The organism is Mycobacterium sp. 134 (assembly GCF_048282715.1).
In the GTDB taxonomy this organism is placed as follows: Bacteria; Actinomycetota; Actinomycetes; order Mycobacteriales; family Mycobacteriaceae; genus Mycobacterium; species Mycobacterium septicum.
The window spans coordinates 1,658,960-1,685,131 of sequence record NZ_JBLVUN010000008.1; the positions used below are offsets into that span (position 1 = coordinate 1,658,960).

The following is a 26,172-nucleotide window of genomic DNA, read 5'->3' on the forward strand; positions in this document are numbered from 1 at the left end:
GAACCACCACAGTGCAGTCAACGGTCTTCCTTCCGTTCGGCATATCCGCCGCCCCACTTGGTGGCGAAACGATCCACCGTCGCCGCGCTCAGTTCCTGCTCGGAAGAGCGGTGGGGCAGATGGTCGGGTGAGTTGGCCGGGCTGGCCCACAGGTGACGTGCGAGTGGAATCGCAGCGGCGAGGACGATCAGCGCCGTCACGCCCAAAACCACCAGATCGCCGCTGCCGTGCTGCCCGATCAGCATGGCCAGCACCATAACCAGCGCCAAACCGGCCACAGTGCAAGCGATTCCGCGATGAAACTGCCCGGCTTCGGAATACGGCCACGGGTCGATCTCACGGCTGATCTCGCGGCCGTGCGTGGATGTGGTGCAGGTGGCCTTGACCGGGCACGCGTTGCAGACCGCGGGTTTGGCGCGATACCGCATCACCCGGTTGTCGGGGTCGAATGAGGTCGGCCACAGCCAGTGGTCCTCGGGGCACTGCCACGCGTCGTGATCGGCGTGATAGGTGAAATTCCCGGTGCGCCAACGGGCTGCACGCAGCGACGTGCGTCGGGCCATCAAGTCGAACCCCCATGCAACGGCGACCAGTGCCAATGCGTAGCCGGCCGTCAACCAAGCCGCGGTGGCCGGCGGGGTCATTGCGACCCCGTGGCGGGTTCGGCTGCGAGTTCGGTGTAGAGCGGCTGCTCGGGCAGTTCGAGCGTGGTGGGGCCCGACCGGAAGTGCCGCAACGCCACCCAGGCGATCCAGACGAAGGGCAGGATGCCGCCGGCGATGAAGATGACATCACCGGGCATGCGCAGCCACTCCATCACCGCGTTGCCGGGTTGGGTGAGGTAGCCGAGCGAGCGGGCCTCGAAGTACCCGTCGTTGACCGAGTGGTAAAGCTGCATGATGCCCAGCGGAAGCAAGCTGGCGAAGACCATCCACGCCAGGCCGATGTTGAGGCACCAGAACGAAACCCGCGCCCACTTCTCGGGCCACTTGTCGGCCGGGATCACATAGCGGAACGCGAACATGGCCAACCCGACGGCCAGCATGCCGTAGACGCCCATCATCGCGGCGTGGCCATGGTTGGCGGTCAGGGCCGTGCCGATCTGGTAGTAGGACACGATCGGCAGATTGATCAGGAAGCCGAAGATGCCGGCACCGACGAAGTTCCAGAATCCCACGGCGACAAGGAACATGACCGCCCACCGGTGCGGGAAGGGTTTGGAGTCACCCGCCGATTGTCGTGAGCCCAATTGGAGGAACGCCCACGCTTCGATGGTGAGGAATGTCAGCGGTATGACCTCGGCCGCCGAGAAGAACGCGCCGAGCGCCATGTGTTCAACGGGGGTTCCGGAGAAATACAGATGGTGCATCGTGCCGATGACGCCGCCGGCCGAATACAAGATGATGTCGAGGAAGATCACGCCCAGCGCGATTCGCTGACTGACCACGCCCAGCATCACGAAGATGTAGGCGACCATCACCGTGGTGAACAGTTCGAGGAAATCCTCGACCCACAGGTGCACCACCCAGAATCGCCAGAAGTCCGCCACGGTCAGGTGGGTGTCGCTGCCGGCGAGCAGACCCACCGCGTAGAACATCGGAATCGCCAGACCGGAGAAGAAGAACACCCACGGCATGTTCATCTTGGACTCGCCCTTCAGGCGCGAGCGCATGGCCCGCCAGATCAGGATGATCCACAGGAACAGGCCGACGACCAGCAGGATCTGCCACAGCCGGGGAAGATCCAGATACTCCCACTGCTGCGAGAGCAGCGAACCGAACGGGATGACGCCGTAGATCGACAGCGCCTCGGAGACCAGCGATCCCACCACCACCACGACGACGGCGCCGAGCAGACCATAGGACAGCCAGTGCTGGCGTCGGGGTTCGCGCCGGGAGATGAACGGCGCCAGGAAGATCCCGCCGGCCAGGAAAGCCGCGGCCGGCCAGAGTAGGGCCAGTTGAAGATGCCAGGTGCGGGCAAGGTTGTAGGGCAGGATCGCGGCCAGGTCCAGCCCGAAGAAGTCCGACAGCTCGGCGCGATAGTGCTGGACGGCGCCGCCCAACACCGCCTGTGCCAGGAACAGGACCGACACGATGGCGAAGAACCAGATCGCGGAGCGTTGCGCGGGCGTGAGCGCCACCTCGCCGGGCTGGCGGAAGGACAGCGCCGGGGCCTCGGCACTGTGCCACCCGATCTTCTGGCTCCATCGTCCGTAGACGGCGAACATGATGCCGGTTCCGCCGAGCAGCATGATCAGTGACAGCGCGGACCAGACGATCAGCTGGGCGGTGGGTCCGTTGTCGACCCGTGATTCGGCCGGCCAGTTGTTGGTGTAGCTGTAGTTGTGTCCGGGACGCTCGGCCGCCGACGCCCAGGCCGTCCAGGCGAAGAACGATGTGAGGTCGTGGATTTCAGCTGGGTCGGTGATGAGCTTGGGGAGCAGACCATTCTTGGTGGAGTCCTCACCGAAGAACCCGGCGTAGTGGTCGGCGATCCGATCGAACGCCTTGGCCTGCCGGTCGGTGAACACCAGTGTGCCGCTCGCCGCGTCGTAGCGGTTGGTGCGGAACTCGGTGACCACCGCATCGTGCGTGTCGCCCATGCCCTCGGCCCGCAGCTGCGCGGCGACGTCATCGGTTGCCCGACGCAAGTAGTCAGCGGTGTAATCGGGCCCGAGATAGGCGCCGTGGCCGACGATCGATCCGTACTCCTGTAGTCCCCGGGCCTGGAAGATCTCCTGGCCACGGGTGATGTCGTCCCCGGTGAACAGCACGTCGCCGGATTGGGTGACCACCTTCTGCGGCATCGGCATCGAGGCGGTGTAGGTGCGATAGGCCAGCAGTCCCATCACGAAAAATCCGAAGATCATCACGATCGCGACGCCCTGGAACCAACCTCGTCCGATCAACGGCTGGGTCGAGGGCTGATCGGATTGCCGGGATGGAACAGCCTGACCTGGATCGATCGCCATGCGTGGACTCCCCCCACAACTGTGTGCGGGCGGACTGGACCCGCACATGCGGAATAGCCGATGGCGTCAAAATACCGATATCCGGTAGCGGGGTTGGGAGTATCGGGAAAATCCCGGTGAAACCGACTGGGGCGAGCTAGAGGCGAGCGGCCAACTCCGTGCCCTGCTTGATGGCCCGCTTCGCATCGAGTTCGGCCGCGACAGCGGCGCCGCCGATGATGTGGGGCTCGATGCCGGCGCTGCGCAACGCATCCTCAAGATCTCGGACCGATTCCTGCCCGGCGCAGATCACCACGTTGTCGACGGGGAGCACCCGCCGGTCGCGGTGTTCGGCGCCGAAGCTGATGTGTAGCCCCTCATCGTCGATGAGCTCGTAGTTCACCCCGGAAAGCTGATGTACCCCTTTGGCTTTCAGCGAGGCCCGGTGCACCCAGTCGCTGGTCTTGCCGAGATTGCGGCCCTGTGCGCCCTTGGTGCGCTGCAGCAGGTACACCTCCCGGACGGCAGGGGCGGGCAGAGGAGTGGTGAGCGCTCCGCGGGCTTCCTGAGGATCGGCCGCGCCCCACTCCGCCTTCCATTCCTTGAGGTTGAGCGTCGGTGACTCGTCTGTGGTCAGGAATTCGCTGACATCGAAACCGATTCCGCCCGCGCCGATCACCGCCACCGACTTGCCCACTGGCGCGCCGGTGATGGCCTGCGCGTAGGTGAGCACCTTCGGATGGTCGATGCCGGGAATGGCGGGCAGTCGCGGCGTGACCCCGCTGGCCAGCACCACGTCGTCGAAACCGGCCAGGTCGTCGACACCGGCCCGGACACCCAGTCGCACGTCGACCTCGAGCTTGTCCAGCATCGTGGTGTAGTACCGGATGGTCTGGTTGAACTCTTCCTTGCCGGGAATCCTTCTGGCCAGGTCGAATTGGCCGCCGATGGCCGCCCCTGCCTCGAACAATGTGACCTGGTGGCCGCGCTGGGCGGCGCTGACCGCCGCGGACAGCCCGGCCGGTCCGGCGCCGACGACGGCCACCGACCGGGCCCGGCGCGTCGGGCTGAGTACCAGCGATGTCTCCCGCCCGGCCCGAGGGTTGAGCAGGCACGAGACCTTCTTGTGCACGAAGGCGTGGTCGAGGCAGGCCTGATTGCAGGCGATGCAGGTGTTGATCTCGTCGACGCGCTCCTCGGCGACCTTGAGCACCCAGTCCGGATCGCTGAGGAAGGGCCGGGCCATCGAGATCAACTGCACGTGGGTCTCGGCCAGCGTCTGTTCGGCGGTCTGCGGCATGTTGATCCGGTTGGAGGCCACCACCGGGATCGAGATGTGCTCGGCCAGCGCGCTGCTGATGTCGACGAACGCGCTGTTGGGTACCGAGGTGACGATCGTGGGCACGCGTGCCTCGTGCCAGCCGAATCCCGAGTTGACGATCGTCGCTCCGGCTGCCTCGACTTCGGTTGCCAGCGTGACGATTTCGTCCCAGCTCTGGCCGTCCTCGACGTAATCTGCCATCGACATCCGGTAGCAGATGATGAAATCGGAGCCCACCGCCTCGCGCACCCGACGCACGATCTCGACCGGGAAGCGGCGACGCTTCTCCGGGGTGCCGCCCCATGCGTCGGTGCGCTTGTTGGTCCGCGGTGCCAGGAACTGATTGAGCAGATAGCCCTCGCTGCCCATGATCTCGACACCGTCGTAACCCGCCTCGCGGGCGAGCAGCGCGCAGCGGACGAAGTCGTCGATGGTGCCCTCGACATCACGCAGCGCGCGTGGCCGGAACGGGTTGATGGGAGCCTTGATCGCGGACGCGCTCACCGAAAGTGGATGGTAGGCATAGCGTCCGGCATGCAGGATCTGCAGCAGGATCTTGCCGTCGGCCTCGTGTACGGCGCCCGTGATCCGGCGATGCCGCCGCGCCTCTGACGAGGACACGAGCTGTGAGGCGAAGGGCAGCAGCCAGCCGGTCTTGTTCGGTGCATAGCCGCCGGTGATGATCAGCCCGACGCCGCCGCGGGCTCGCTCGGCGAAGTATTCGGCCAGCTTCGCGGTGTCACCGGCACGGTCCTCCAGGCCGGTGTGCATCGAGCCCATCACCACCCGGTTGCGCAGCGTGGTGAACCCGAGGTCCAACGGTGACAAAAGGTTCGGATAGGCCAACCCCATGTCGGCAGAGTAGGTGGGACCGGCGGTCCTATGCAACTAGTTGTATGGCCTTGCCGAGGGGCAAGTAATAGGCCGTGGCGACTAGGCGAGGTGTATCTGCGACGTTTAGTATCAGTTACTACGCGCCACCCTTAAATGGGTGGTGCGTGAAGTTAGGGCACACTGAGACGAGCGTCCAAGTATGGGCAACGCATACTGTGACGTCGAACTCATCAGAGTCCCGACCACCGAGCCCAGCAGCCCACTGGACAGGAGAGACATCAGTGACGTACGTCATTGCCGAACCCTGCGTCGACGTCAAAGACAAGGCATGTATCGAAGAATGCCCGGTCGATTGCATCTACGAGGGTGCCCGCATGCTGTACATCCACCCCGACGAGTGTGTGGACTGCGGCGCGTGCGAACCGGTCTGCCCGGTCGAGGCCATCTACTACGAAGATGACGTGCCCGACCAGTGGAGCAGCTACGCGCAGGCCAACGCGGACTTCTTCTCCGAACTGGGCTCACCCGGCGGCGCTTCCAAGGTCGGTGAGACCGACAACGATCCGCAGGTGATCAAGGATCTGCCGGCCAAGGCCGAGGACTGAGCACAGTCGAGACCGGCTTCGAGACTGACGTGGTGCGACAGCGTCGTTCGGCGGCACTGCCAGAGTTCCCGTGGGACACCCTGGCCGACGTCACGGCTCTGGCCCGGTCGCACCCCGACGGAATCGTCGACCTTTCGGTAGGCACTCCGGTTGATCCGGTGGCGCCGGTGATCAGGGATGCGCTGGCCGCTGCCAGCTCCGCTCCCGGCTACCCGACGACCGCCGGTACCCCGGCCCTTCGTGCCTCCGCCGTGGCCGCGCTGCAGCGCCGCTACGGCATCACCGACCTGGCGCCGGACGCGGTGCTGCCGGTGATCGGCACCAAGGAGCTGATCGCCTGGCTGCCGACGCTGCTGGCGATCGGCGCCGGCGATACCGTCGTCGTCCCCGAACTCGCCTACCCCACCTACGAGGTGGGCGCCCTGCTGGCCGGGGCGCAGGTGCTGCGCGCCGATTCGCTGACCCAGCTGGGGCCGCAGCGTCCCGCGCTGATCTACCTGAACTCGCCCAGCAATCCCACCGGCCGCGTGCTCGGGGTGGACCACCTGCGCAAGGTGGTGGCCTGGGCCCGAGACCGTGGCGTACTGATCGCGTCTGACGAGTGCTACCTGGGCCTGAGCTGGGAAGCCGAGCCGTTCAGCGTGCTGCACCCGTCGGTCTGCGACGGCGACCACACCGGCCTGCTGGCCGTGCACTCCCTGTCCAAGACCTCTTCGCTGGCCGGCTACCGCGCCGGCTTCGTCGCTGGGGACCCCGCTGTGGTGGCCGAACTGCTCGCGGTGCGCAAGCACGCCGGGATGATGGTGCCGACGCCGGTGCAGGGCGCGATGGTGGCAGCCCTCGACGACGACGAGCACGAAGCGATCCAACGCGAGCGGTACCTGAAGCGCCGTGCGGTCCTGCTGCCCGCCCTGCAGGCAGCCGGGTTCACCGTCGAACACTCCGAGGCGGGCCTGTACCTGTGGGCCACCCGCGGCGAGCCCTGCCGCGACACCGTCAAGTGGCTGGCCGAGCGCGGGATCCTGGTCGCGCCGGGCGAGTTCTACGGGCCGGCCGGAGCGCAGTACGTGCGGATCGCGCTGACTGCGACGGACGAGCGGATCGCCACTGCCGTGCAGCGGCTGGCCTGATCCGGCTCAGTCGAGCAACCCGAGCGACATCGCGGTGGTGACCGCTGCCGTCCGGTCGGACACCCCGAGCTTGTTGAACGCCCGCAGCAGATGCGTCTTCACCGTGGCCTCGCTGATGTGCAGGGCGCGGCCGATATCGGAGTTGGTGGCGCCGGTGCCCACCAGGGCCAGCACCTGCGCTTCGCGCGTCGACAGTGTCACCGACGGCGCCCGAACCGCGTTCACCAGTCGGTCGGCCACGCCCGGGGCGAGGACCGTCTTGCCGCGCGCGGCGTCGCGCACGGCGCGGGCCAACTCGGCGCGGGACGCGTCCTTGAGCAGATAGCCCGTCGCCCCCGCCTCGACGGCGCGAAGGATATCGGTATCGCTCTCGTAGGTCGTGACCACGACGATGTGGGTCGACGGATTGTCGGCCAGGATCTGTGCGGTGGCAGTGACACCGTCGATCCCGGGCATCCTCAGGTCCATCAGGATGACGTCAGGTCGAAGCGTGTGGGCCAGCCCGATCGCCTCGGCCCCCGAGCCGGCCTCACCGACCACGGTCAGGTCATCCTCGGCGTCGATCATGCCGCGCAGCCCCTCGCGGACCACGGGGTGATCATCGACCAGCAAGACGGTCGTCATGTCGGCACCGCCACGACCACCCGCACCCCGCCACCTTCCGGTGTGGACAGCGTCAACGTGCCGCCGACCTGGTCCAGCCGGGCCCGCATCCCGCGCAGGCCGAACCCGTCGACGTGATCGGGTTGCAGGCCGATACCGTTGTCGGACAAAGAAAGCCGCACCCCGTCGGCGTCCGGTTGCAGCCGCACGTGCAGCACGCTGGCGTGGGCATGCCTGCGCACGTTCGCCATCGCCTCCTGTGCACTGCGCAGCAGCACCACATCGGCGGCCATGCCGAGCTGCGGTAGATCATCGTCGATGAGGACGTCGACGGAGATTCCGGTCTCGGCGGCCAGACCCTCGGCCTGGCGGCGCAGGGCGGCGGACAGCGAGCCCTCCTCCAACGCGGCGGGCGTCAGCCCGGTCACCATCGTGCGGGCCTCGGCCAGGTTGTCCCGTGCGGTGCTGCGGATCAGCTCGACATGGCGGGCGGCGGCGGCCGGATCGCTCTCGCTTTCGGCCTGCACGGCCTGGGCGAGCGCGACGATGCTGGTGAATCCCTGCGCCAGGGTGTCGTGGATTTCCCGGGCCAGCCGCTCCCGCTCGGTGGCCGCACCGGCCTCCCTCGAGAGCCGGGAGGTCTCGGCCCGGGTGGCCGCCAGTTCGGCGACTGTCTCTTCCAACTGCCTGCGCTGGCGCATGATGGTCATGATCGAGGTGCCGATGATCGGGGCCGCCACCGCCCCCGCCAGCGTTATCGCCGCCACTGCGGGCAGGCTCGACCACCCCAGCCCATGAACGGCCGCGGCCAGTGCCAGTGGAACCAGCGTGACCACGAACGTCAGCGTGAGGGCAGCGGTGAGCGGGAGCGTGGCGAAGATCAGTGGGTACAGCGCCGGGATCGCCGTGACCGCCGCGTCCGCTGCCAGCATGGCGATGATCCACAGTCCGATCATCACCGCGACGAACGCCGCCGCGCGGGCACTCACCGGACCGGCGGACGGATCCACATCACGAATAACCTTGCGGCCGAACGTCAGAACGATCACCACCATGGCGGCGAGTGCGCCGCAGGCTACGGGAACGTTCCCTCCGAGGGGCCGCTGCAGCACCACCACCGCCACCATCGCCGCGATGCAGAGGCCACAGACGTAGGCCTCCCACATCCAGTGCCAGCTCGATGGCTCACGCAGGCCAGGACCGTTCTCGGTCATCAGCCGATGCTAACGGTCCGACGCCACCCAATTGCCGTGGAAGCCGTGCGGAACCCGGACCGGAATATGCACGGTGCCAACAGGTGCCAGGGTCTGCCCGTCGAGCAGCACCAGATCGCTGCGATTCTCGGCGCGGTCGTAGACGAATCCCATCAGCACACCCTCGTTCTCGCCGGCGTCCGGACCGGCCGGCACGAAGACGAACTCGCCGGGCTCGCGTCCCGGGCCGAACTCGACGCGCTCGGTGCCGCCATCGCGCAGATCGTGGCGCAGGACGGCGGTCGGCGCTCCGTCCGGCCCGACATTGATACCGACGGTGTAGCCGTACCGATGGGGTAGGCCGACAAGCCGCTCGTCGACGCGGGGGAACTCCTGTGACTCGTCGTGAAGCCGTTGCTCGCGCACCCGGCCGGTTTTCAGGTCGATGGTCCAGCGGTCCAACGTGACCGAGTCGGTGAACAACTGATCCCCGGTGGTGAACACCGCTGGATGCCGCACCACATCGAGGACGATCTGCTCGCCGTCGGCCCCGGTGTGGTCGTATCCGTTGAGTGCGTGGAACACATAGCATGTCGGCACTTCGAACCACCGGATGTCGGCAGCCGAGCCCTCCCGCGGCATCACCCCGACGCGGGCGCCGCGCTCGGGTGCCCACCGGTAGGGCATCCCCGAAAACGGCAACCCCCGGTGTTCGGAACCGCGCATCGTTGCACGCAGCAGGAAGTCCGGTGCAACGTGTGTGGCGGCGAACCTGGTCAACAGCCGCGTCACGGTGCGGGCCGGGGCGCTCTTGACCACAGCGGACAAGTCCAGCACCACCGGCAGGTCGTAGAGCACCACGTAGTGTTCGGTCAGGGTGAAGTCGTGCATCATCGTCTGTGTGGGCAGGGGAATGTCGACTGCTCGCCGGACCTTTCCGTCCACCCCGGTGACCGTGTAGCTGACCAGGTTGCCGCGCATCGGGTTGTATGAGACCGCATGCAGTTCACCGGTTTTCGGGTCGTGCTTGGGGTGTGCGGTGAAGCCGCCGAACAGGGTTCCGCAGAAATCGGACGGGCCCACGGTGTCGAGCTCTTCGGTGAGTTCGTAGGGCCGCACGCCGGCCTCGGTGAGGACGAAGGTCTTGCCGGCGTGGCCGATGATGTTGGTGTTGGCGGCGAAATCGAATCCCCCCGCGTGTGCGCCGCCCGCCCATTTCTCGCCGAGCTCGCGGGCCACCGAGGACGAGCGCACCCAGCGGTTGCGGTACCAGGTCGCGGCGCCGTCGCGCAGCCGGATCCCGTGCGCCATGCCGTCGCCGAAGAACCAGTGGTAGCGCTGCGGATCGGGAGCTCGCAGGGGGTTGGGTCCGGTGCGCAGATAACGCCCGTCGAGGTAGTCCGGAATGGTCCCGGTAACGGTGAGGTCGGTGACGGTGACCTCGTCATGCACCGGTGCGAAGTTCCCGCTGAGATACGGATGCTCGGATTCCTGCTGAACCGCTTCGGTTGTCATACCCCCACGGTGCTCCTCCGGTTGGCTTCGCGCGACGACTTCACGGCTGATTCGTCTGTCAACCGAACGATGGACAGCGGCCCGCCCTCAAGCAGTCGCGCGCAGGCTCAACGAGAGCAGCAGTCGCACGTCGGCATCGTTGAGTGAGGTGGCCAGCAACTGCTCGACCCGGCGGATCCGGTAGCGCACGGTGTTGGGGTGGACATGCAGATGCTGTGCCGCCGCAGCGACATCGCCGAAGCAGTCCAGGTACACGCCGAGGGTTTCGGCGAGCACCGGCTCGTCGGCGCGCAGTGTCCGCACCCGCGGATCGATCAGCCGCTCATCCGAGGCGATCGCGGTGACGATCTCGTCGAGCAGCACCGTGGTGCGCGCCTCGGCCAGTGAGGTGACCGCGGCCAGCGTTCCGGGATGGCGCTCGGCCGTATCGAGTACACGGTCCACATCGGTGCGGGCGCTCGCAGCGCCGGCCAGGCCGGCCACCGGGCTGGCGATCACCGCGTGCAGCTGCAGTCCCAATTCGGCCCGCAGCGCCGACACCGTGCCGCGCACCCACGAAGTCACCGCCTTGCCGGTGCTGGGGAACAACACGTAGACGCGGGACCCCGCCGACGCCATCTGCGCGTCATGGCGAAAAGCGCTGGCGCTCAACGCCAGCACGTCGGCCAGCCGGGTGTCGGGCGGCCCGCCGGCAGTTCTCGCGCCTCCGGCGCGGCTGTCGAAGCCGATCACCGCGGCTCGGCCGTCGACGGCCACACCCAACTCTCTGGCGATCAACTCCACCTCCACCGGAGCGCCGGCTTCGCCCAACCCAAGGAGTTCCTGCACTCGCACGGCGTGCGTCGACGGGGCGGAGGCCAGCCGGGCGATGATGCGCGCGGCCAGGACCGCGGCGCCGCGCAGCACGTCCTCGGCATCCTCGGCCAGCGGATGGCTGCCCTGCTGAACCCAGATCGTGCCGACGAAGGCAGGGGCCCGACGCTCGTCGACGGCGGGTGCGAAGATGCCGATGGCCAACCGGGGACGCAACCCCAGTTCGGGACGCTCGGCCACCCGCACCGCCTCCGGCCGGGAGCGCAATGCGTCGAAGATGCCCCATTGTGCGATCCAGGCCAGATGCTCCGGCGGGCCTGCCCGGCCGAGAATCGACAACCGCCGCAACTCGTCCGCCTCATCGCTGGAGGCCGAATAGGCCAGCACGTGCGACTGGGCATCCTCGATGCTGACCATGCCGTGGGTGCGTTCGGCAACGGACTGGGCCAGGCCGAACAGATCGGTGTCCGACGCGTGCAGCGCGCCGTCGCCGTGATGCTCGAAGACGTGGTTGACCAACCGGTAGAGCCGTTCCCAACGGGCCCTGGGATCGACTGCCACCACCGCGGTGCCGGCCGCCACCGCGTGGCTGACCACCGCCGCCGACGGTTCCTTGATGAAGATCGCCGCGGGCGCCCGTCGCACAGTCTGTTGCTCGACCCAGCGCAGCGCATCCATCTCGGAGACCCCGAGCAGGAAGAACACGTCGGCAGCTCCCGCGGACGGCGCCAGGCCCAGACGCACATCGTCGGAGTCGATCAGTGCGGCCGAGGCCACGGGCTGATCCAGGCCGCGTGGCGCCTGGATCAGCCGTACCAGCGTGGCATCCAGCGCCAACAGCAGTTGGCCCAGGCTGACACCCGTAGTCCGCATATTGTCCGATTCTACTGACCGGTGGCGTGAGGCTTGTCTGATCGGACAAGTGTTGCGTGGGTCACGTCGGGGATTCTTGACTCATGGATGCCATCACCGACGTGCCCTCGCCGGCCAACGAGCCGGTCCATGACTATGCGCCGGGCTCGGGGAACGCACCCGGCTCGCCACTGCGCTCGGCGAACTGGCCGGCGCCCCGATCGACCTGCCGCACGTCATCGGCGGCAGACACACGATGGGCAGCGGCGCACGCATCGACGTGGTGCAGCCGCACTGCCACAGCGCGCGGCTGGGCACGCTGACCAACGCCGAACACGCCGACGCCCGCGCGGCCATCGACGCCGCCCTGGCCGCCAAGCGCGAGTGGGCGGCGATGCCGTTCGACGAACGCGCAGCCGTGTTCCTGCGTGCGGCCGACCTGCTGTCCGGGCCGTGGCGGGAGAAGATCGCCGCGGCCACCATGCTCGGCCAGTCCAAGACCGCCTATCAGGCCGAGATCGACGCGCCCTGCGAGCTGATCGACTTCTGGCGGTTCAACGTCGAATTCGCCCGCCAGATCCTGGCCCAGCAGCCGGTCAGCAGCCCCGGTGTGTGGAACCGCACCGACCACCGGCCGCTCGAAGGCTTCGTCTACGCCATCACCCCGTTCAACTTCACCGCGATCGCGGGCAACCTGCCCACCGCGCCCGCACTGATGGGCAACACCGTGGTGTGGAAACCCTCACCCACCCAGACCTTCGCGGCCTACCTGACCATGCAGCTGCTGGAAGCCGCCGGGCTGCCGCCAGGGGTGATCAACCTGGTGACCGGTGACGGGATCGCGGTTTCCGATGTGGCGCTGACTGATCCGCGACTGGCCGGCATCCACTTCACCGGCTCGACCGCCACCTTCCAGCACCTATGGCGTGAGGTCGGCGCGAACATCGACCGGTACCACACGTATCCACGATTGGTCGGCGAGACCGGAGGCAAGGACTTCGTCGTCGCGCACGCCTCGGCCCGCCCGGATGTGCTGCGCACCGCCCTGATTCGCGGAGCCTTCGACTACCAGGGGCAGAAATGCTCAGCGGCCTCCCGGGCCTTCATCCCGCGCTCGGTGTGGCACCAGATGGGCGACGATTTCCTCTCGGCCACATCGGACCTCAAATACGGGGATGTCACCGACCTGACCAACTACGGCGGGGCCGTGATCGACGAACGCGCCTTCGCCAAGAATGTCGCGGCCATCGAGCGGGCCAAGGGAGCCGCGGGCGTCACCATCGCAGCCGGTGGCGAATATGACGACAGCGAGGGCTATTTCGTGCGGCCCACAGTCCTGCTGTCCGACGACCCGACCGACGAGGCCTTCTCCACCGAGTACTTCGGGCCGATCCTGGCAGTGCACGTGTATCCGGACGCCGAGTACGAGCGGATCCTCGATGTCGTCGACACCGGCGCCCGCTACGCCTTGACCGGCGCGGTGATCGCCGACGATCGCGCGGCGGTGCTCACCGCCGCCGACCGGCTGCGGAACGCGGCAGGCAACTTCTACGTCAACGACAAACCGACCGGTGCGGTCGTCGGCCAGCAGCCGTTCGGCGGATCACGGGCCTCGGGCACCAACGACAAGGCCGGCTCGGCGCTGAACCTGTTGCGCTGGACCTCGGCCCGCTCCATCAAGGAGACGTTCGTGCCGCCCACCAACCACACCTACCCGCACATGGAGGCCTGACATGGGCGTGTTCCAGCGGGTTGCCCGCCCCGCGATCCTGGCCGCTTCGCACTCGCCGCGACTGCGCCACACCGCTGAACGCCTCCCCGTCACCCGCAAGGTGGTCGACCGTTTCGTCGCGGGGGAGACGGTGCCGGATGCGCTCGACACCGTTGGTGCGCTGCGCGATTCGGGCCGCTTCGTCACTGTCGACTACCTCGGCGAGGACACCACGAGCAACGAGGACGCCGAACGCACCGTGCAGGCCTACCTGACCCTGCTGGAGGGTCTGTCGCAGCGCGGTGACGCCGCCGCGACAGTGCGGCCGCTCGAAGTGTCGCTCAAGCTCTCGGCCCTCGGCCAGGCGCTGCCCCGTGACGGTGAGAAGATCGCCTACGAGAACGCGCACACCATCTGCGCCAAGGCCCGTGAGGTGGGGGCCTGGGTGACCGTGGACGCCGAGGACCACACCACCACCGACTCGACCCTGTCGATCGTCCGTGACCTGCGGACCGAATTCGACTGGCTGGGAACGGTACTGCAGGCCTACCTGCACCGCACCGAGGCAGATTGCCGCGAGTTCGCCGCAGCCGGAGCCCGGATTCGGCTCTGCAAGGGCGCTTACGACGAACCTGCCCCGGTGGCCTACCGCGATGCCGATGAGGTCACCGACTCCTACCTGCGGTGCCTGCGGGTGCTCATGGCCGGAACGGGCTACCCGATGGTGGCCTCACACGACCCGGTGATCATCGACGCCGTACCGGAGCTGGCCGCCGAGTTCGGGCGCGGGGTAGACGGTTTCGAGTACCAGATGCTCTACAACATCCGCGACGCCGAGCAACGCCGGCTGGCCGATACGGGCAACCATGTGCGGGTGTACGTCCCGTTCGGCAACGAGTGGTACGGCTACTTCGTGCGGCGGCTGGCCGAGCGTCCGGCCAACCTGATGTTCTTCCTGCGCGCCCTGGCCGAGCGGCACTGAGCCACAACCTCAGTCAGGACTCAGGTCGTAGGCGACCTTGAACTTGTTGAGCAGGTATGGTCCCGACACCACCGGCTCATACCGTGCTGGGTTGTCCGCTGAGGCGCACGTGGGAATGCACTCGATCACCGCGTCGTAGTTCGGCTGGTGGAAGAACGGAAGGGTGAACCGTTCGGCGGTCGGCGCTCCGGTGCTGACCACGCGGTGCACCGTGCTGACCCACCGGTCGTTGGTCCACCGTGCCAGCAGGTCACCGATGTTGATGACGAACGCGCCCGGAACCACCGGCACGTCGAGCCACTCACCGCGATCGTTGAGAACCTGTAGCCCGCTCTGGGATTCGTCCTGCAGCAGGATCGTGAGGTTGCCCCAGTCGCTGTGCTGGCTCAGCCGGATGTGGCCTGCCGGTTGGTCGTCGGCCGGGTAGTGGTTGGCCATCAGGTTGGAGTTGTGCCGGTCGATCGAGGAGTCGAACCAATCTTCACGCAGACCCAGGGCCAGTGCGAACAGTCGCGCCAATTCGGTCGCAAGGGAGGACATCTCGTCGTAGTAGCGTTGGTAGGCCGTTCGGAATCCGGGAACCTCGGGCCATCGTTCGGCGACGAACACGCGTTCATCGGTCCATCCCGCTCCGTCGTATCCCTCCGGGTTGCCCAGCGGAAAGTGCACGAATTTCTCAACGCGGTCGGGAGACTCGTGCTCGGTCGTGCGGTCGGCTCCGTCGTTGGTGGCTGCGAGGCTGCCTGCGCTGCTGAATCCCCGGGCCAGCGGATCGGCAGGATCCGCCCCGATCTGTTCTTTCACGGCCTGCGGCAGCGAGAAGAACTCGCGCAGAGCGCGGTTGACGTCCTCGATCGCTTTTTCGGGCACCCCATGGCCGACGAGCAGCAGAAATCCGCTGTTCTCACAGCACCGGCCGATGGCATCGGCCACCGCCTGGCGCTGGCGGGGGTCGCCATCGCGGGCGCTGCTGATATCGATCAATGGGACGAAGCCGTCTCGAAGGACGACTTGGTCGACTATCACCTCTGGTTGGCTCACGGACTCGACGCTAGAACCTCAACCTAAGTTGATGTCAACGCTGAATTCCGCTCTCGCGCAACAGCAGAAATGTCAACGCAGCCAGGCTCTGGGCATCGGTGATGTCACCGTCCCGGATCATGCGGTCCAGCTCGGCACGGGAGAACCAAGCGCTGTGCATGTCCTGTTCCTCGTGCTCGCGTTCGTGTTCACCCTCGGTGAGGCCGGTCGCCAGGAACACCCACCCCCGCTGGCTGCTCATCCCGGCAGCCACGTCGAGCTGGCCCAAACGCTCCATGCTCTCGGCGCGCAGCCCGGTTTCCTCCCGAAGCTCGCGGTGGGCCAACGCAGTCGGGTCCAGATGCTCCTGTTCGGGCGCGGTGCCCTGGGGAAACTCCCAGCGTCGCAGTCCGAGTGGGTAGCGGAACTGTTCGACGAGGTGGAACCGATCCTGAGCGGGGTCGTACGGGATCACCAGTGCGTAGGTCGGCTTGTCCACCACGGCGTAGATGCCGGTACTGCCGTCGGGCCGGACGATGTCGTCCTCGCGCAGCGTCAACCAGTTGTTCCGGTACACCTCGCGCGTCGCCGTCTGCCGGATCGTGTCCACGCGCAGGCGGACGTGCAGGCGCTCCGCGTCGACGTCGCCCTGGTCGATCTCATCGGCGAGCGTGGCGGCGAACTCGACCAGGTGGGTCACGTCGATGTCGTAGGGCGCCGGCCGGTCGGCAATCGACAGCCGCGCCGATGCTCGTCTCAACAGGGCTCCGGCACCGGTCCGGTTACCGCGCTGGACATGGGTGATGCCCACGGCCAGCTGTGCCAGTCCCTGCCAGAGCGCACGTTCATGCTCCGGGCCGTTCTTCCACGCCGCTTCGAGTACTTCGTGGGCGCTGAACGCCTGGCCACCGTCGAGCAGATCCTGGGCGTAGGCGAGAGTTTCGGCCGGTGAGAGCTCGAGGTCGTCAGGAATCCGTGCGACGCCCTCACTGCCGTAGGGCAACGGCCGGCCGAGTGCGTCACGCGGGCGAGTGCTGCGGGGCCGGCCTGAGTCGTCGCGGTCGCGCGCAGCTGTGCCCATGGGCACCAGCCTGTCGCCAACTCCCCGTCCTGTCGAGTGTGTGGGATCGCCGGACGGCACGCCGGTAGCCTCACAAGGGTGTTGCTGGCCTCCCTGAACCCCGCGGCCGTCGCCGCCGGCGCCGAGCTCGACGATGCCGTTTCCATCGACGGTGCCGTGCTGAGCCGCAGTGATCTCGTCGGCGCCGCCACCTCGGTGGCCGAGCGGGTGGCTGTCGCGCAACGTGTCGCCGTCCTGGCGACACCGACCCCGACGACTGTTCTCGCCATCATCGGCTGCCTGATCGCCGGTGTGCCGGTGGTCCCGGTACCCGCCGACGTCGGCGCGGCAGAGCGACGGCACATCCTCGCCGACTCCGGCGCCCAGGCCTGGCTGGGGGAGCGGCCCGAGGAGACCGAGGGACTGCCACACATCCCGGTGCGGCTGCACGCTCGGTCCTGGCACCGCTATCCCGAGCCGGCGGCGAGTTCGACCGCGATCATCATGTACACGTCCGGGACCACCGGAGCGCCCAAGGGTGTGCCGATCAGCCGGCAGGCCATTGCCGACGACATCGACGCCCTGGCCGCCGCGTGGGAGTGGACCGCTGCCGACACCCTGGTGCACGGGCTGCCGCTGTTCCACGTGCACGGCCTGGTGCTGGGCCTGCTCGGCTCGCTCCGGATCGGAAACCGCTTCGTGCACACCGGGAAACCGACACCGGCCGCGTACGCGCAGGCCCAGGGAACGCTGTACTTCGGGGTGCCCACGGTGTGGTCGCGGGTGGTCAAGGATCTCGACTCGGCGCTGGCCCTGGCCACGGCCCGGCTGCTGGTCTCCGGCAGCGCGCCGCTGCCGGTGCCGGTATTCGACGAACTGGTGCGGCTCACCGGACATGCGCCGGTAGAGCGCTATGGCAGCACCGAATCGCTGATCACGCTGAGCACCCGGGCCGACGGAGAGCGCAGGCCGGGCTGGGTCGGGCTGCCCCTGGACGGGGTGCAGACCCGGCTCGTCGACGACGACGGCGCACCGGTGCCGCACGACGGCGAGACCATCGGACGGTTGCAGATCAAGGGCCCCATGGTGTTCGGTGGCTACCTCAACCGGCCCGAGGCCACCACCGAGGCCTTCGATCCCGACGGCTGGTACCGCACCGGCGATGTCGCGGTCATCGACGCCGACGGCATGCACCGCATCGTCGGGCGGGAGTCGGTGGATCTGATCAAGTCGGGCGGCTATCGCATCGGCGCCGGTGAGATCGAGACGGTGCTGCTGGGCCATGACGGCGTCGACGAGGTGGCTGTGGTCGGCGTTCCCGACGACGATCTCGGGCAGCGCATCGTCGCGTTCGTCGTCGGCACCGCTGCGCCCGACACGCTGATCGATTTTGTCGCCCAACAACTTTCAGCGCACAAACGGCCTCGCGAAGTGCGGCTGGTGGACAGCCTGCCCCGAAACGCCATGGGCAAGGTGATGAAAAAGGAACTGGCGCAATGGGGTTGAGGTTCTCCGAGATCTGCATCGACGCACACGACCCCGAAGCGTTGGGGGCGTGGTGGTCGGAAGCGCTCGGCTGGCCCGCACACACGGATGCCGACGGCGACGTCATCCTCACCCCGCCACCGGGTGCCGGCCCGATCTGGTTGTTCACCGCCGTGCCGGAGGACAAGGTGGTCAAGAACCGTCTGCATCCGGACTTCACGCCGGAGGATCAACAGGCCGAGGTGGACCGGTTGATCGGCCTGGGTGCCCGCCACGTCGACATCGGCCAAGGCGAGGAGACATGGGTGGTGCTTGCCGACCCGGAGGGCAACGAGTTCTGCGTGCTCGCTGCCGAGTAGGGGTACGTTGGTTACTGACGGGGCGTTAATCGCACGTCAGCGCCCTGCCTCGGTTTGGAGGCAAGCATGAATCTCAAGAAAGCCGCTGGAACGGCGATGATCGCCGGCGCGCTCGGCCTTGGGTCGCTGGGATTGGGATTGGGTGCGGGTTCGGCACAGGCTGACCCTGGATGGGGTCCCAACATCCCGTGGATTCCAGGGCCCGGTTGGGTTGACTGGAACCCCGGGGTCAACATGGGCCCACCCGGACAGATCAAGAAATGGTGCCCGTGGCAATCTCCACCAGGTCACTGGGTGGGTGGCCCCCACGGGATTCCTTGCACCTGAGTTGAGCGTCAAAGTGAGTTGCCAGGCAACGATGCCACCATGACGGCATGCGCGGACTCGGTCGCCTGGTGGCTTGCGTCGGCCTGCTGGCCGCGTGCAGTGCACCGGCCCCGCCGCCGCATCCGCAGTTGCCGCCGCTGGGCTGGAACTCCTGGAACTCCGGCATCACTCTGACCGAGCAGAGCGTGCACGAGACCATCGACGCGATGGTCTCCTCGGGTATGCGCGATGCCGGATACCGCTACGTGAACCTGGATGCCGGTTGGGCGGCGCCGACTCGCAGCGCAGACGGCTCGCTGCGGGCCGACCCGGACCGCTTCCCCCATGGCATCGCCGCGTTGGCCCAGTACGCGCACGACCGCGGCTTGCTGCTGGGGATCTACCACAGCCCGTTCAACCAGGGCTGCGGGCAGGATCCCCGGATCGGTGGGGCGGGGCACGAGCAAGCCGATGCCAAGACGTTCGCCGGGTGGGGCGTCGACTACCTCAAGTACGACTGGTGCCGGATGGAGGCCGGCCACGACGAGCAGGTGCAGTACTTCACCGCGATGCGGGATGCGTTGCGTGCCAGTGGTCGTCACATCGTCTACAGCATCAACCCGAACAGCTCCGGCGACCCGGCGGCCGGGCTTGCCTACGACTGGTCGCACATCGCTGACATCACCCGCGACGCCGTCGACCTGGTTCCCACGTGGGGCGATGCCGCGTTGTGGCGGGAGGGCCTGGCCGGGGTGAGCCAGGCGTTCAGTCAATCGGGTCCGCTTGCGCCGCAAAGTAAACCGACTCACGTCAACGATCCCGACATGCTGGTGGTCGGGGTCGGCTGGAACCAGTTCGTCGTCGGGCATCCGACCATGGCGTTGGGTGCGCCGCGGCCCGATCTCACCGATACGGAGCAGCGCGCCCACTTCTCACTGTGGGCGATGCTCGCCGCACCTCTGTTGGCCGGCAACGATATTCGCGCCATGACGGACGAGACGAGAGACATCCTGACCAACCGGGACGTGCTCGCCGTCGACCAAGATCGGCTGATGGTGCAGGGGCAGACGCTCACGGATGATCCGCGGGTGGTGGTCAAACCGTTGACCGACGGCGCAGCGGCGCTGGCCCTGTTCAACCAGTCTGACGGGCCGCAGACCATCCGCACCGACCTGGGCGCCATCGGATTGGCCGACGACAACTGCGCGACCGTCCGCGATCTGTGGCAGCACACCGAAACCACCGCGACCGGCACCATCGAACGGCAGGTGCCCGGTCACGGCGTGGTGATGCTGCGGGTGACGCCGGACTGCGGTGCGAACTAGGAAACCGGTCCTAGTTGGCGTGCAGTGCCTCGTTGAGCGTGATGCCGGTGCCGTCGCGCTTGACCACCTCGACCGCGCCCGAGAGCGAGTTGCGGCGGAACAGCAGGTTGTTGGCTCCCGAGAGCTCGACTGCCTTGGTGGTTTGACCGTCCGACGTGGTCACCTTGGTGCCGGCGGTGACGTACAGCCCGGCCTCGACCACGCAGTCATCGCCGAGTGAGATGCCCAGGCCCGCGTTGGCCCCCAGCAGGCAGCGCTTGCCCACCGAGATCACCTCTTTGCCGCCGCCGGACAGCGTGCCCATGATCGATGCGCCGCCGCCGATGTCGGAGCCGTCACCAACCACCACACCGCCGGAGATTCGGCCCTCCACCATTGAGGTGCCCAGCGTGCCGGCGTTGAAGTTCACAAAGCCTTCGTGCATGACCGTCGTACCGGCGGCCAGATGCGCACCGAGGCGGACGCGATCGGCGTCGGCGATCCGGACGCCCGACGGCAACACGTAGTCGACCATCCGCGGGAACTTGTCGACGCCGTAGACCGCGACGGCCCCGCGCCGGCGCAGCTTGGCGCGCACGGTCTCGAAGCCCTCGACCGCGCACGGGCCGAAGTTGGTCCACACCACGTTGGCCAGCGCCCCGAAGATGCCGTCCATGTTGGCGCCGTGCGGGGCCACGAGCCGGTGCGAGAGCAGGTGCAGCCGCAGGTAGGCGTCATGCGCGTCGGCGGGCTTGTCCGCGAGGTCGGTGATCGTGGTGCGCACCGCCACCACGTCGACACCGCGGTCGGCATCGGGGCCGGTCAGGCCCGCGAATTCGGCGGGGATGTCATCACCGGTGAGCTTCACCGTGCCGGCGTCGCCGGAGGCGCTCAGCTCAGGGGCGGGAAACCAGGTGTCCAGGACGGTCCCGTCGGCAGTGATGGTGGCCAGGCCGACGCCAGATGCTGCAGTCACGTTGGCCAAGGTTACTGGACTAGCCTCGGAGACCATGGGGCTAGACCTGCGTGCTGATCCGATCGCGCTGACCGCCGCGCTGGTGGACATCCCCAGCGAGTCGCGTCACGAGCAGCGCATCGCCGACGAGATCGAGACCGCGCTCCGGACGCAGGCACCGTGGTTCGAGGTGGTCCGCAACGGTGACGCAGTCCTGGCCCGTACCAACCTGGGCCGCCCGTCGCGAGTGCTGCTGGCCGGGCACACCGACACCGTGCCCGCTGCCGACAACCTGCCCAGCCACATCAAGAACGGCGAGATGTGGGGTTGCGGGACCTCGGACATGAAGTCGGGTGACGCAGTGTTCCTGCACCTGGCGGCCACCATTGCCGAGCCAAGCCACGACATCACCCTGGTGATGTACGACTGCGAGGAGATCGAGTCCAGCGCCAATGGGCTGGGCCGCATCGAACGCGAACTCCCGGACTGGCTACAGGCCGACGTCGCGATCCTCGGTGAACCCTCCGGCGGATTCATCGAGGCGGGCTGCCAGGGCACCATCCGCGTCGTCATCGGCGCCACCGGCACCCGCGCCCATTCCGCGCGTTCCTGGCTGGGCGACAACGCCATTCACAAACTCGGCGCGGTGCTCGACCGGCTCACGGCCTATCAGGCCCGCAGCGTCGACATCGACGGCTGCGTGTACCGGGAAGGGCTTTCGGCGGTACGCATCGACGGTGGCATCGCCGGCAACGTCATCCCCGACGCCGCATCGGTGACCGTCAACTTCCGGTTCGCCCCCGACCGCAGTGTCGACCAGGCCGTCGCCCACGTACACGAGGTGTTCGACGGTCTCGACGTCGACATCGAACTGACCGATGCCGCCGCCGGCGCACTACCGGGGCTGGCCAAACCCGCTGCCGCCGCTCTGGTGGACGCGGCCGGGGGACAGGTCCGCGCCAAGTACGGCTGGACGGATGTGTCCCGGTTCGCCGCGCTGGGGATCCCCGCCGTCAACTACGGGCCGGGCGATCCCAACCTCGCCCACAAGGTCGACGAGCGGGTCGAGGTCGCCCAGATCACCGCGGTCACCGACATGTTGCGTCGCTATCTGACATGAGCACCGTCCGCGTCGACAGCTGGATCTGGGCCGTGCGCATCACCAAGACCCGGTCCGCGGCGGCGGCCGCCTGCCGGGGCGGACACGTCCAGGTCAACAAGGTGCCCGCCAAACCGGCGCAGCACGTCAGCCCCGGCGACGAGGTGCGGATCCGGCTCGACGGACGGGAACGGATCGTGGAGGTCATCCGGCCCATTGCCAAGCGCGTGGGCGCATCGGTGGCTTCGGAATGCCTGATCGACCGCAGTCCGCCACCTCCGCCCAAGGAGATGGTGGCTTCCGTCCCGGTCCGCGACCGAGGAGCCGGCCGGCCCACGAAACGTGAACGGCGACAACTGGATCGGCTGCGCGGAACATTCTGAGCCGAAAATCGGTTGCACGGGTGCGTACTATGGATTTCGCATCTGCTGTCAATCGAGGTGGGCTGAAAACATGCTGGGAGACGACGACATCTCCGGGTGATCCCGAGAGCTGATTCGTTCCTGTCCCTCAATGCGGTGCCTGTTGCCCGCATCACCTTGGAGTACCAGCATGTCTGTTGTCTGTTCCCATTTGTCATTCTCCTGGCCCGATGATGTCGTGCTGTTCTCCGACCTGTCGTTCTCGGTCGGACCCGGCCGCACCGGGCTCGTCGCACCCAACGGTGCAGGAAAGAGCACTCTTCTCAAGCTGATTGCCGGCGAATACCGTCCCACGGCAGGCTCGGTGACGGTCGACGGCGCCGTCGGCTATCTGCCCCAAAGTCTGCCGTTCACCGCCGATCTCACCGTCGCCGCGGTACTGGGGGTGGCCCCGGTGCTCGACGCGTTGGCGGCACTGGCCGACGGTGACGCCGGCGAGGACGTGTTCGCCACCATCGGCGACGACTGGGACATCGAAGAACGCTCCCGCGCCCAGTTGGACCGGCTCGGCCTCGACGGCCTGGACCTGGACCGCCGGCTGGGAACCCTGTCCGGTGGGGAGGTGGTGTCGCTGGGATTGGCGGCCCAACTGCTGAAGCGGCCCAGTGTGCTGCTGCTCGACGAGCCCACCAACAACCTGGACAGCGAGGCCAGGCGCCGCCTGTACGACGCGATCGACAGCTACCCGGGTTGTCTGCTGGTGGTCAGCCACGACCGGGTTCTCCTGGACCGGATGGACCAGATCGCCGAGTTGTACCGGGGCGAAATCGTGTTCTACGGAGGCAATTTCACCGCATATCAGGAAACCGTGGAGGCTGCGCAGACGGTGGCCGAGGGCAACATCCGCAACGCCGAACAACAGCTCAAGCGGGAGAAGCGGCAGATGCAGGAGGCGCGTGAGCGGGCCGCCCGACGCTCGTCGACCGCGGCGCGCAACGTCAAGGACGCCGGGCTGCCGAAGATCGTGGCGGGCAAGCTGAAACGCGATGCCCAGGAATCGGCGGCCCGCGCCGACGACGTACACGCCCGGAGGGTCGATGACGCGAGATCCCGACTCGACGAAGCCGAACGGGCGTTGCGTGATGACAAGGTGATCGCGCTGGATCTGCCCGACACCGTGGTGCCCGCCGGCCGGACGGTGTTCACCGGGGAAGGCCTCCAGATCAGTCGCGGTGGTCGGAAACTGTTCGCCGACAACGGGATCGACCTCTCGATCCGAGGTCCCGAGCGTATCGCCCTGACCGGTCCCAACGGAGCAGGCAAGTCGACCCTGCTGCGGATCATCGATGGCTCGCTGGAACCCGACTCCGGGACGGTACAACGGGTAGACGGACGCATTGCCTCGCTGTCGCAGCGACTGGACCTGCTTGCTGAGGACCGCACCGTCGCCGAGAGCCTGGCCGCGGCCGCGCCGAGCCTGTCGCACACCCGACGTATGCATCTGTTGGCGCAGTTCCTGTTTCGCGGCGACCGGATCCACCTGCCGGTGGCGGCCTTGTCCGGCGGGGAGCGGCTGCGGGCGACGCTGGCATGCGTGCTCTATGCCGAACCCGCACCTCAGCTGCTACTGCTGGACGAGCCGACGAACAACCTAGATCTTGTCAGCGTGGGCCAACTGGAATCCGCGCTGAACGCCTACCGGGGGGCGTTCGTGGTGGTCAGCCACGACGAACGGTTTCTCGATGCCATCGGCATCGACCGGTGGCTACGGCTGGACAATGGAGGGTTGAGCGCTACATCCGCCGCGGGTTGATGTTGTGGACCTGCGTCGGCACTGGGCCGACGCCGAAGCCGTCCTCGGACGCCACGCCGGCTGAGGCGCGGTCGCCGAGTTGCTCGGTGTGCCGATCCGCCCCGGCCCCGGCCTCGGCCGGGGTGTGGGGATCGTCGTCATGGTTGCGGGGCTCGGCGTCGTCCTTCTTGTCGTCTCTACCGTCGTGCTGACCAGCTGGGTCGCTCCCGGTGCCATCGCCGGGGCCCTGGTGATCAGCTGCCTTGACGGCTTCCTCGGCCCCGGTGCCACCGGCGTCGGCCGCCATGGCGGCAGCATCGCCACCGCCTCCGGCAGCCTGGGTGGCGGCTTCGACAATGCCCTGCACACCCTGCATGACCTGCTGCGGCACCTGCGTCATCGCTTGGCTCAGGCCTTGGAGCGGCTGGGTGATGGATTGCGCCATCTGCCCGGCCATCTGGCTGAACTGGCCCATCATCTGGCCCGCACCGCCGGCTCCCGAGCTCGCGGCTTCGGAGCCACCTGACCCGCCGCCGGCCGCGGACGCCGACGATTTCCCTCCGCCGAGCGCATCGGCCTGGGCCTTGAGCCGCTCGGCGGCATCCGTGTCACCGCGTGCGTATGCCTGCGAGGCCTTGCCGAGCAATTCGGCCATCTTGCCCGCGGCGACCTGGGTCGCGCCGAGGGCACCTTCACGGGAGGACGAGGCACCGTCGAATGCGTTCTGCATCGGGAAGCCGATGGCGCCGTGGCTGGACGCGAGGTCCGTCGGACCGGCGAACGAACTCTTGAAGCTGTTGATATCACCGCTGACGCCGTCGACGATGCCTTGCAGGCCGGTGATCGCGCCTGTGTTGGCGACGAGCTGGTTCATCGGGCCCCCTGGAGATCGTGCGGTCTAACTGGGCATTCTACTGTCGGCGCGGGTGGGTTCTGCGCGGCAAGTTTATTGAGTTTTGGCTGGCCAGCCAGGGACCGGATCTCCGTGCGGTGGTGGACTGTCGTGAAATCCTGTGGCCATCGCCCTACGAGTTGCTGCATCTTCGGGCATTGCGTCTTCGCATTGTTTGCGAATCTCTGGGGGATCGATGTACTCGCCTTCGCCGGGAGGCCCCCAGAGAGCCGAACTTGAGCCGCTGATGAACCAGGGGCCAAAGACATCGTCGACTGGAGCAGGCAACGGGCCCAGTTGGGCTGTGACAGGAGCCGCGGGGGCATTGGTCGCACGTGGGCGCTGGTCTGTTAGTTCCACGCGCCAGATCTCAACCATTTGCCAGTCCCCATACCGGAATTGCCCGGTCGTCGGATCTGCTGAAGTGGAAACGTACTTGTTGCCTTCGGCAACGGTTTCGTATATCGGGTAGAGCCCGAGGCAAACGGTGGCGCGGTAGCCGTCGCCTTGGGGCGCGAGGCTCAAAACGTGGGTCGGCTGGTACCCGTAGTACTGACGCTCCTCGTGAGTCCAGCCGTTGGCTTCGAGTTCTGCACGTGTCTTAGGTCGAACCTGCGCGAGTTGGAAAAGGGTGTCTGGGTTGTCAGGCGTTCCGGCGTTCTCCGGGGTAGATCGCATGAAGCCTGGATACACGGCCGTCGAGTCTCCCCCGGAGAGTCCGGCGAGTCGATAAGACTCGACATACGCCCGCAAGGCGACAGCCGGACCGGTTTCAAGGTCTACTCCTGGTGCGGCTGACCAATGGAACCTGAAATCGTTGAGTTGGGCTGGCCAATTCGGAAAACGTGGTGCGGGCAGCGCAGATGCTTTGCTTTGCGTCGCCGGTGGTGCCGATGGCTCATTGTGGATTTCGCATGCGGAGACCAATGTCAGGCCAATCGCCAGGCTGGCTGTCGCAAGAATTTTACTTGAGAACATCGCGGTAAGCTTTGTCGTAGTCGTCTAGCGGGTCGCTAATCACATCGT

Annotated in this window: 20 protein-coding genes and 2 pseudogenes; 10 read left to right on the forward strand and 12 right to left on the reverse strand. The window is 67.2% G+C overall.

Annotated features, from left to right (window positions below):
• Nucleotides 1-17 precede the first annotated feature (17 nt).
• The 3 genes from ACNQVK_RS12760 to ACNQVK_RS12770 form a co-directional block, all read right to left on the reverse strand.
• On the reverse strand, nucleotides 18-644 hold the full coding sequence (locus tag ACNQVK_RS12760; protein WP_418029804.1) for a hypothetical protein: 627 nt from the start codon (nucleotides 642-644) through the stop codon (nucleotides 18-20).
• Complete coding sequence (locus tag ACNQVK_RS12765) at nucleotides 641-2,974, reverse strand: nitric-oxide reductase large subunit (protein ID WP_409549003.1); 2,334 nt, start codon at nucleotides 2,972-2,974, stop codon at nucleotides 641-643. The genes ACNQVK_RS12760 and ACNQVK_RS12765 overlap by 4 nt, the downstream gene beginning before the upstream one ends.
• Nucleotides 2,975-3,110: 136 nt before the next feature.
• A complete protein-coding gene (locus tag ACNQVK_RS12770; RefSeq protein ID WP_418029805.1) occupies nucleotides 3,111-5,126 on the reverse strand; it encodes an FAD-dependent oxidoreductase in 2,016 nt (671 codons plus the stop codon).
• A gap of 263 nt (nucleotides 5,127-5,389) precedes the next feature.
• Between ACNQVK_RS12770 and fdxA the strand changes: the two genes are divergently transcribed.
• Both fdxA and dapC read left to right on the forward strand, forming a co-directional pair.
• Nucleotides 5,390-5,713 carry a ferredoxin gene (fdxA, locus tag ACNQVK_RS12775; protein WP_044519824.1) on the forward strand — a complete coding sequence of 108 codons (324 nt, stop codon included), beginning with the start codon at nucleotides 5,390-5,392 and terminating at the stop codon, nucleotides 5,711-5,713.
• A 29-nt stretch (nucleotides 5,714-5,742) separates the two neighbouring features.
• The gene (gene dapC / locus ACNQVK_RS12780) at nucleotides 5,743-6,843 is read left to right on the forward strand and encodes a succinyldiaminopimelate transaminase (RefSeq protein ID WP_418029806.1); all 1,101 of its coding nucleotides are present in this window, start codon (nucleotides 5,743-5,745) and stop codon (nucleotides 6,841-6,843) included.
• A gap of 6 nt (nucleotides 6,844-6,849) precedes the next feature.
• Here the strand turns inward: dapC and ACNQVK_RS12785 are convergent, their stop codons facing one another.
• The 4 genes from ACNQVK_RS12785 to ACNQVK_RS12800 all read right to left on the reverse strand — a co-directional run bounded on the left by ACNQVK_RS12785 (nucleotide 6,850) and on the right by ACNQVK_RS12800 (nucleotide 11,840).
• Entirely contained in the window at nucleotides 6,850-7,467 is a 618-nt protein-coding gene (locus ACNQVK_RS12785; RefSeq protein WP_090428171.1) for a response regulator, read from the reverse strand.
• Nucleotides 7,464-8,660, reverse strand: coding sequence for a sensor histidine kinase (locus ACNQVK_RS12790; RefSeq protein ID WP_418029807.1), 1,197 nt, complete (start codon nucleotides 8,658-8,660; stop codon nucleotides 7,464-7,466). Before ACNQVK_RS12790 ends, ACNQVK_RS12785 begins: the two co-directional genes overlap by 4 nt.
• Nucleotides 8,661-8,669: 9 nt before the next feature.
• On the reverse strand, nucleotides 8,670-10,154 hold the full coding sequence (locus ACNQVK_RS12795) for a carotenoid oxygenase family protein (protein WP_418029808.1): 1,485 nt from the start codon (nucleotides 10,152-10,154) through the stop codon (nucleotides 8,670-8,672).
• 87 nt (nucleotides 10,155-10,241) lie between these two features.
• Nucleotides 10,242-11,840, reverse strand: coding sequence for a PucR family transcriptional regulator (locus tag ACNQVK_RS12800; protein ID WP_418029810.1), 1,599 nt, complete (start codon nucleotides 11,838-11,840; stop codon nucleotides 10,242-10,244).
• Nucleotides 11,841-11,923: 83 nt separating this feature from the next.
• On the opposite strand from ACNQVK_RS12800, the pseudogene pruA reads away from it, so the two are divergent.
• Both pruA and ACNQVK_RS12810 read left to right on the forward strand, forming a co-directional pair.
• Nucleotides 11,924-13,551 (forward strand): annotated as a pseudogene (gene pruA / locus ACNQVK_RS12805) (L-glutamate gamma-semialdehyde dehydrogenase).
• Between the two features lies 1 nt (nucleotide 13,552).
• A complete protein-coding gene (locus ACNQVK_RS12810; RefSeq protein ID WP_418029811.1) occupies nucleotides 13,553-14,512 on the forward strand; it encodes a proline dehydrogenase family protein in 960 nt (319 codons plus the stop codon).
• A 9-nt stretch (nucleotides 14,513-14,521) separates the two neighbouring features.
• On the opposite strand, the gene ACNQVK_RS12815 is transcribed toward ACNQVK_RS12810, so the two are convergent.
• The 3 genes and pseudogenes from ACNQVK_RS12815 to ACNQVK_RS12825 form a co-directional block, all read right to left on the reverse strand.
• Nucleotides 14,522-15,553: an isopenicillin N synthase family dioxygenase gene (locus ACNQVK_RS12815; protein WP_418029813.1), complete on the reverse strand. Its 1,032-nt coding sequence runs from the start codon at nucleotides 15,551-15,553 to the stop codon at nucleotides 14,522-14,524.
• 34 nt (nucleotides 15,554-15,587) lie between these two features.
• Nucleotides 15,588-16,142, reverse strand: coding sequence for an NUDIX domain-containing protein (locus tag ACNQVK_RS12820; protein ID WP_418034147.1), 555 nt, complete (start codon nucleotides 16,140-16,142; stop codon nucleotides 15,588-15,590).
• Between the two features lie 3 nt (nucleotides 16,143-16,145).
• A pseudogene (locus tag ACNQVK_RS12825) lies at nucleotides 16,146-16,613 on the reverse strand (DUF309 domain-containing protein); the annotation flags it as partial.
• A gap of 78 nt (nucleotides 16,614-16,691) precedes the next feature.
• Between ACNQVK_RS12825 and ACNQVK_RS12830 the strand changes: the two are divergent.
• The 3 genes from ACNQVK_RS12830 (at nucleotide 16,692) to ACNQVK_RS12840 (ending at nucleotide 20,067) form a co-directional block, all read left to right on the forward strand.
• Nucleotides 16,692-18,098 (forward strand): acyl-CoA synthetase, encoded by a 1,407-nt coding sequence (locus ACNQVK_RS12830; protein WP_418029814.1) that lies wholly within the window; start codon nucleotides 16,692-16,694, stop codon nucleotides 18,096-18,098.
• On the forward strand, nucleotides 18,089-18,436 hold the full coding sequence (locus ACNQVK_RS12835) for a VOC family protein (RefSeq protein WP_418029815.1): 348 nt from the start codon (nucleotides 18,089-18,091) through the stop codon (nucleotides 18,434-18,436). Before ACNQVK_RS12830 ends, ACNQVK_RS12835 begins: the two co-directional genes overlap by 10 nt.
• A 374-nt stretch (nucleotides 18,437-18,810) precedes the next feature.
• Nucleotides 18,811-20,067: a glycoside hydrolase family 27 protein gene (locus ACNQVK_RS12840; RefSeq protein ID WP_418029816.1), complete on the forward strand. Its 1,257-nt coding sequence runs from the start codon at nucleotides 18,811-18,813 to the stop codon at nucleotides 20,065-20,067.
• A 10-nt stretch (nucleotides 20,068-20,077) separates the two neighbouring features.
• On the opposite strand, the gene dapD is transcribed toward ACNQVK_RS12840, so the two are convergent.
• Nucleotides 20,078-21,031, reverse strand: coding sequence for a 2,3,4,5-tetrahydropyridine-2,6-dicarboxylate N-succinyltransferase (gene dapD, locus ACNQVK_RS12845; protein WP_418029817.1), 954 nt, complete (start codon nucleotides 21,029-21,031; stop codon nucleotides 20,078-20,080).
• 25 nt (nucleotides 21,032-21,056) lie between these two features.
• Between dapD and dapE the strand changes: the two genes are divergently transcribed.
• The 3 genes from dapE (at nucleotide 21,057) to ACNQVK_RS12860 (ending at nucleotide 24,275) form a co-directional block, all read left to right on the forward strand.
• Nucleotides 21,057-22,121, forward strand: coding sequence for a succinyl-diaminopimelate desuccinylase (gene dapE / locus ACNQVK_RS12850; protein WP_418029818.1), 1,065 nt, complete (start codon nucleotides 21,057-21,059; stop codon nucleotides 22,119-22,121).
• Nucleotides 22,118-22,483: an RNA-binding S4 domain-containing protein gene (locus tag ACNQVK_RS12855; RefSeq protein ID WP_418029819.1), complete on the forward strand. Its 366-nt coding sequence runs from the start codon at nucleotides 22,118-22,120 to the stop codon at nucleotides 22,481-22,483. Before dapE ends, ACNQVK_RS12855 begins: the two co-directional genes overlap by 4 nt.
• Nucleotides 22,484-22,652: 169 nt before the next feature.
• A complete protein-coding gene (locus tag ACNQVK_RS12860; RefSeq protein WP_418029820.1) occupies nucleotides 22,653-24,275 on the forward strand; it encodes an ABC-F family ATP-binding cassette domain-containing protein in 1,623 nt (540 codons plus the stop codon).
• On the opposite strand, the gene ACNQVK_RS12865 is transcribed toward ACNQVK_RS12860, so the two are convergent.
• A complete protein-coding gene (locus ACNQVK_RS12865; RefSeq protein ID WP_418029821.1) occupies nucleotides 24,256-25,128 on the reverse strand; it encodes a type VII secretion target in 873 nt (290 codons plus the stop codon). The two genes, ACNQVK_RS12860 and ACNQVK_RS12865, sit on opposite strands and share 20 nt — an antisense overlap.
• Between the last annotated feature and the right edge of the window lie 1,044 nt (nucleotides 25,129-26,172).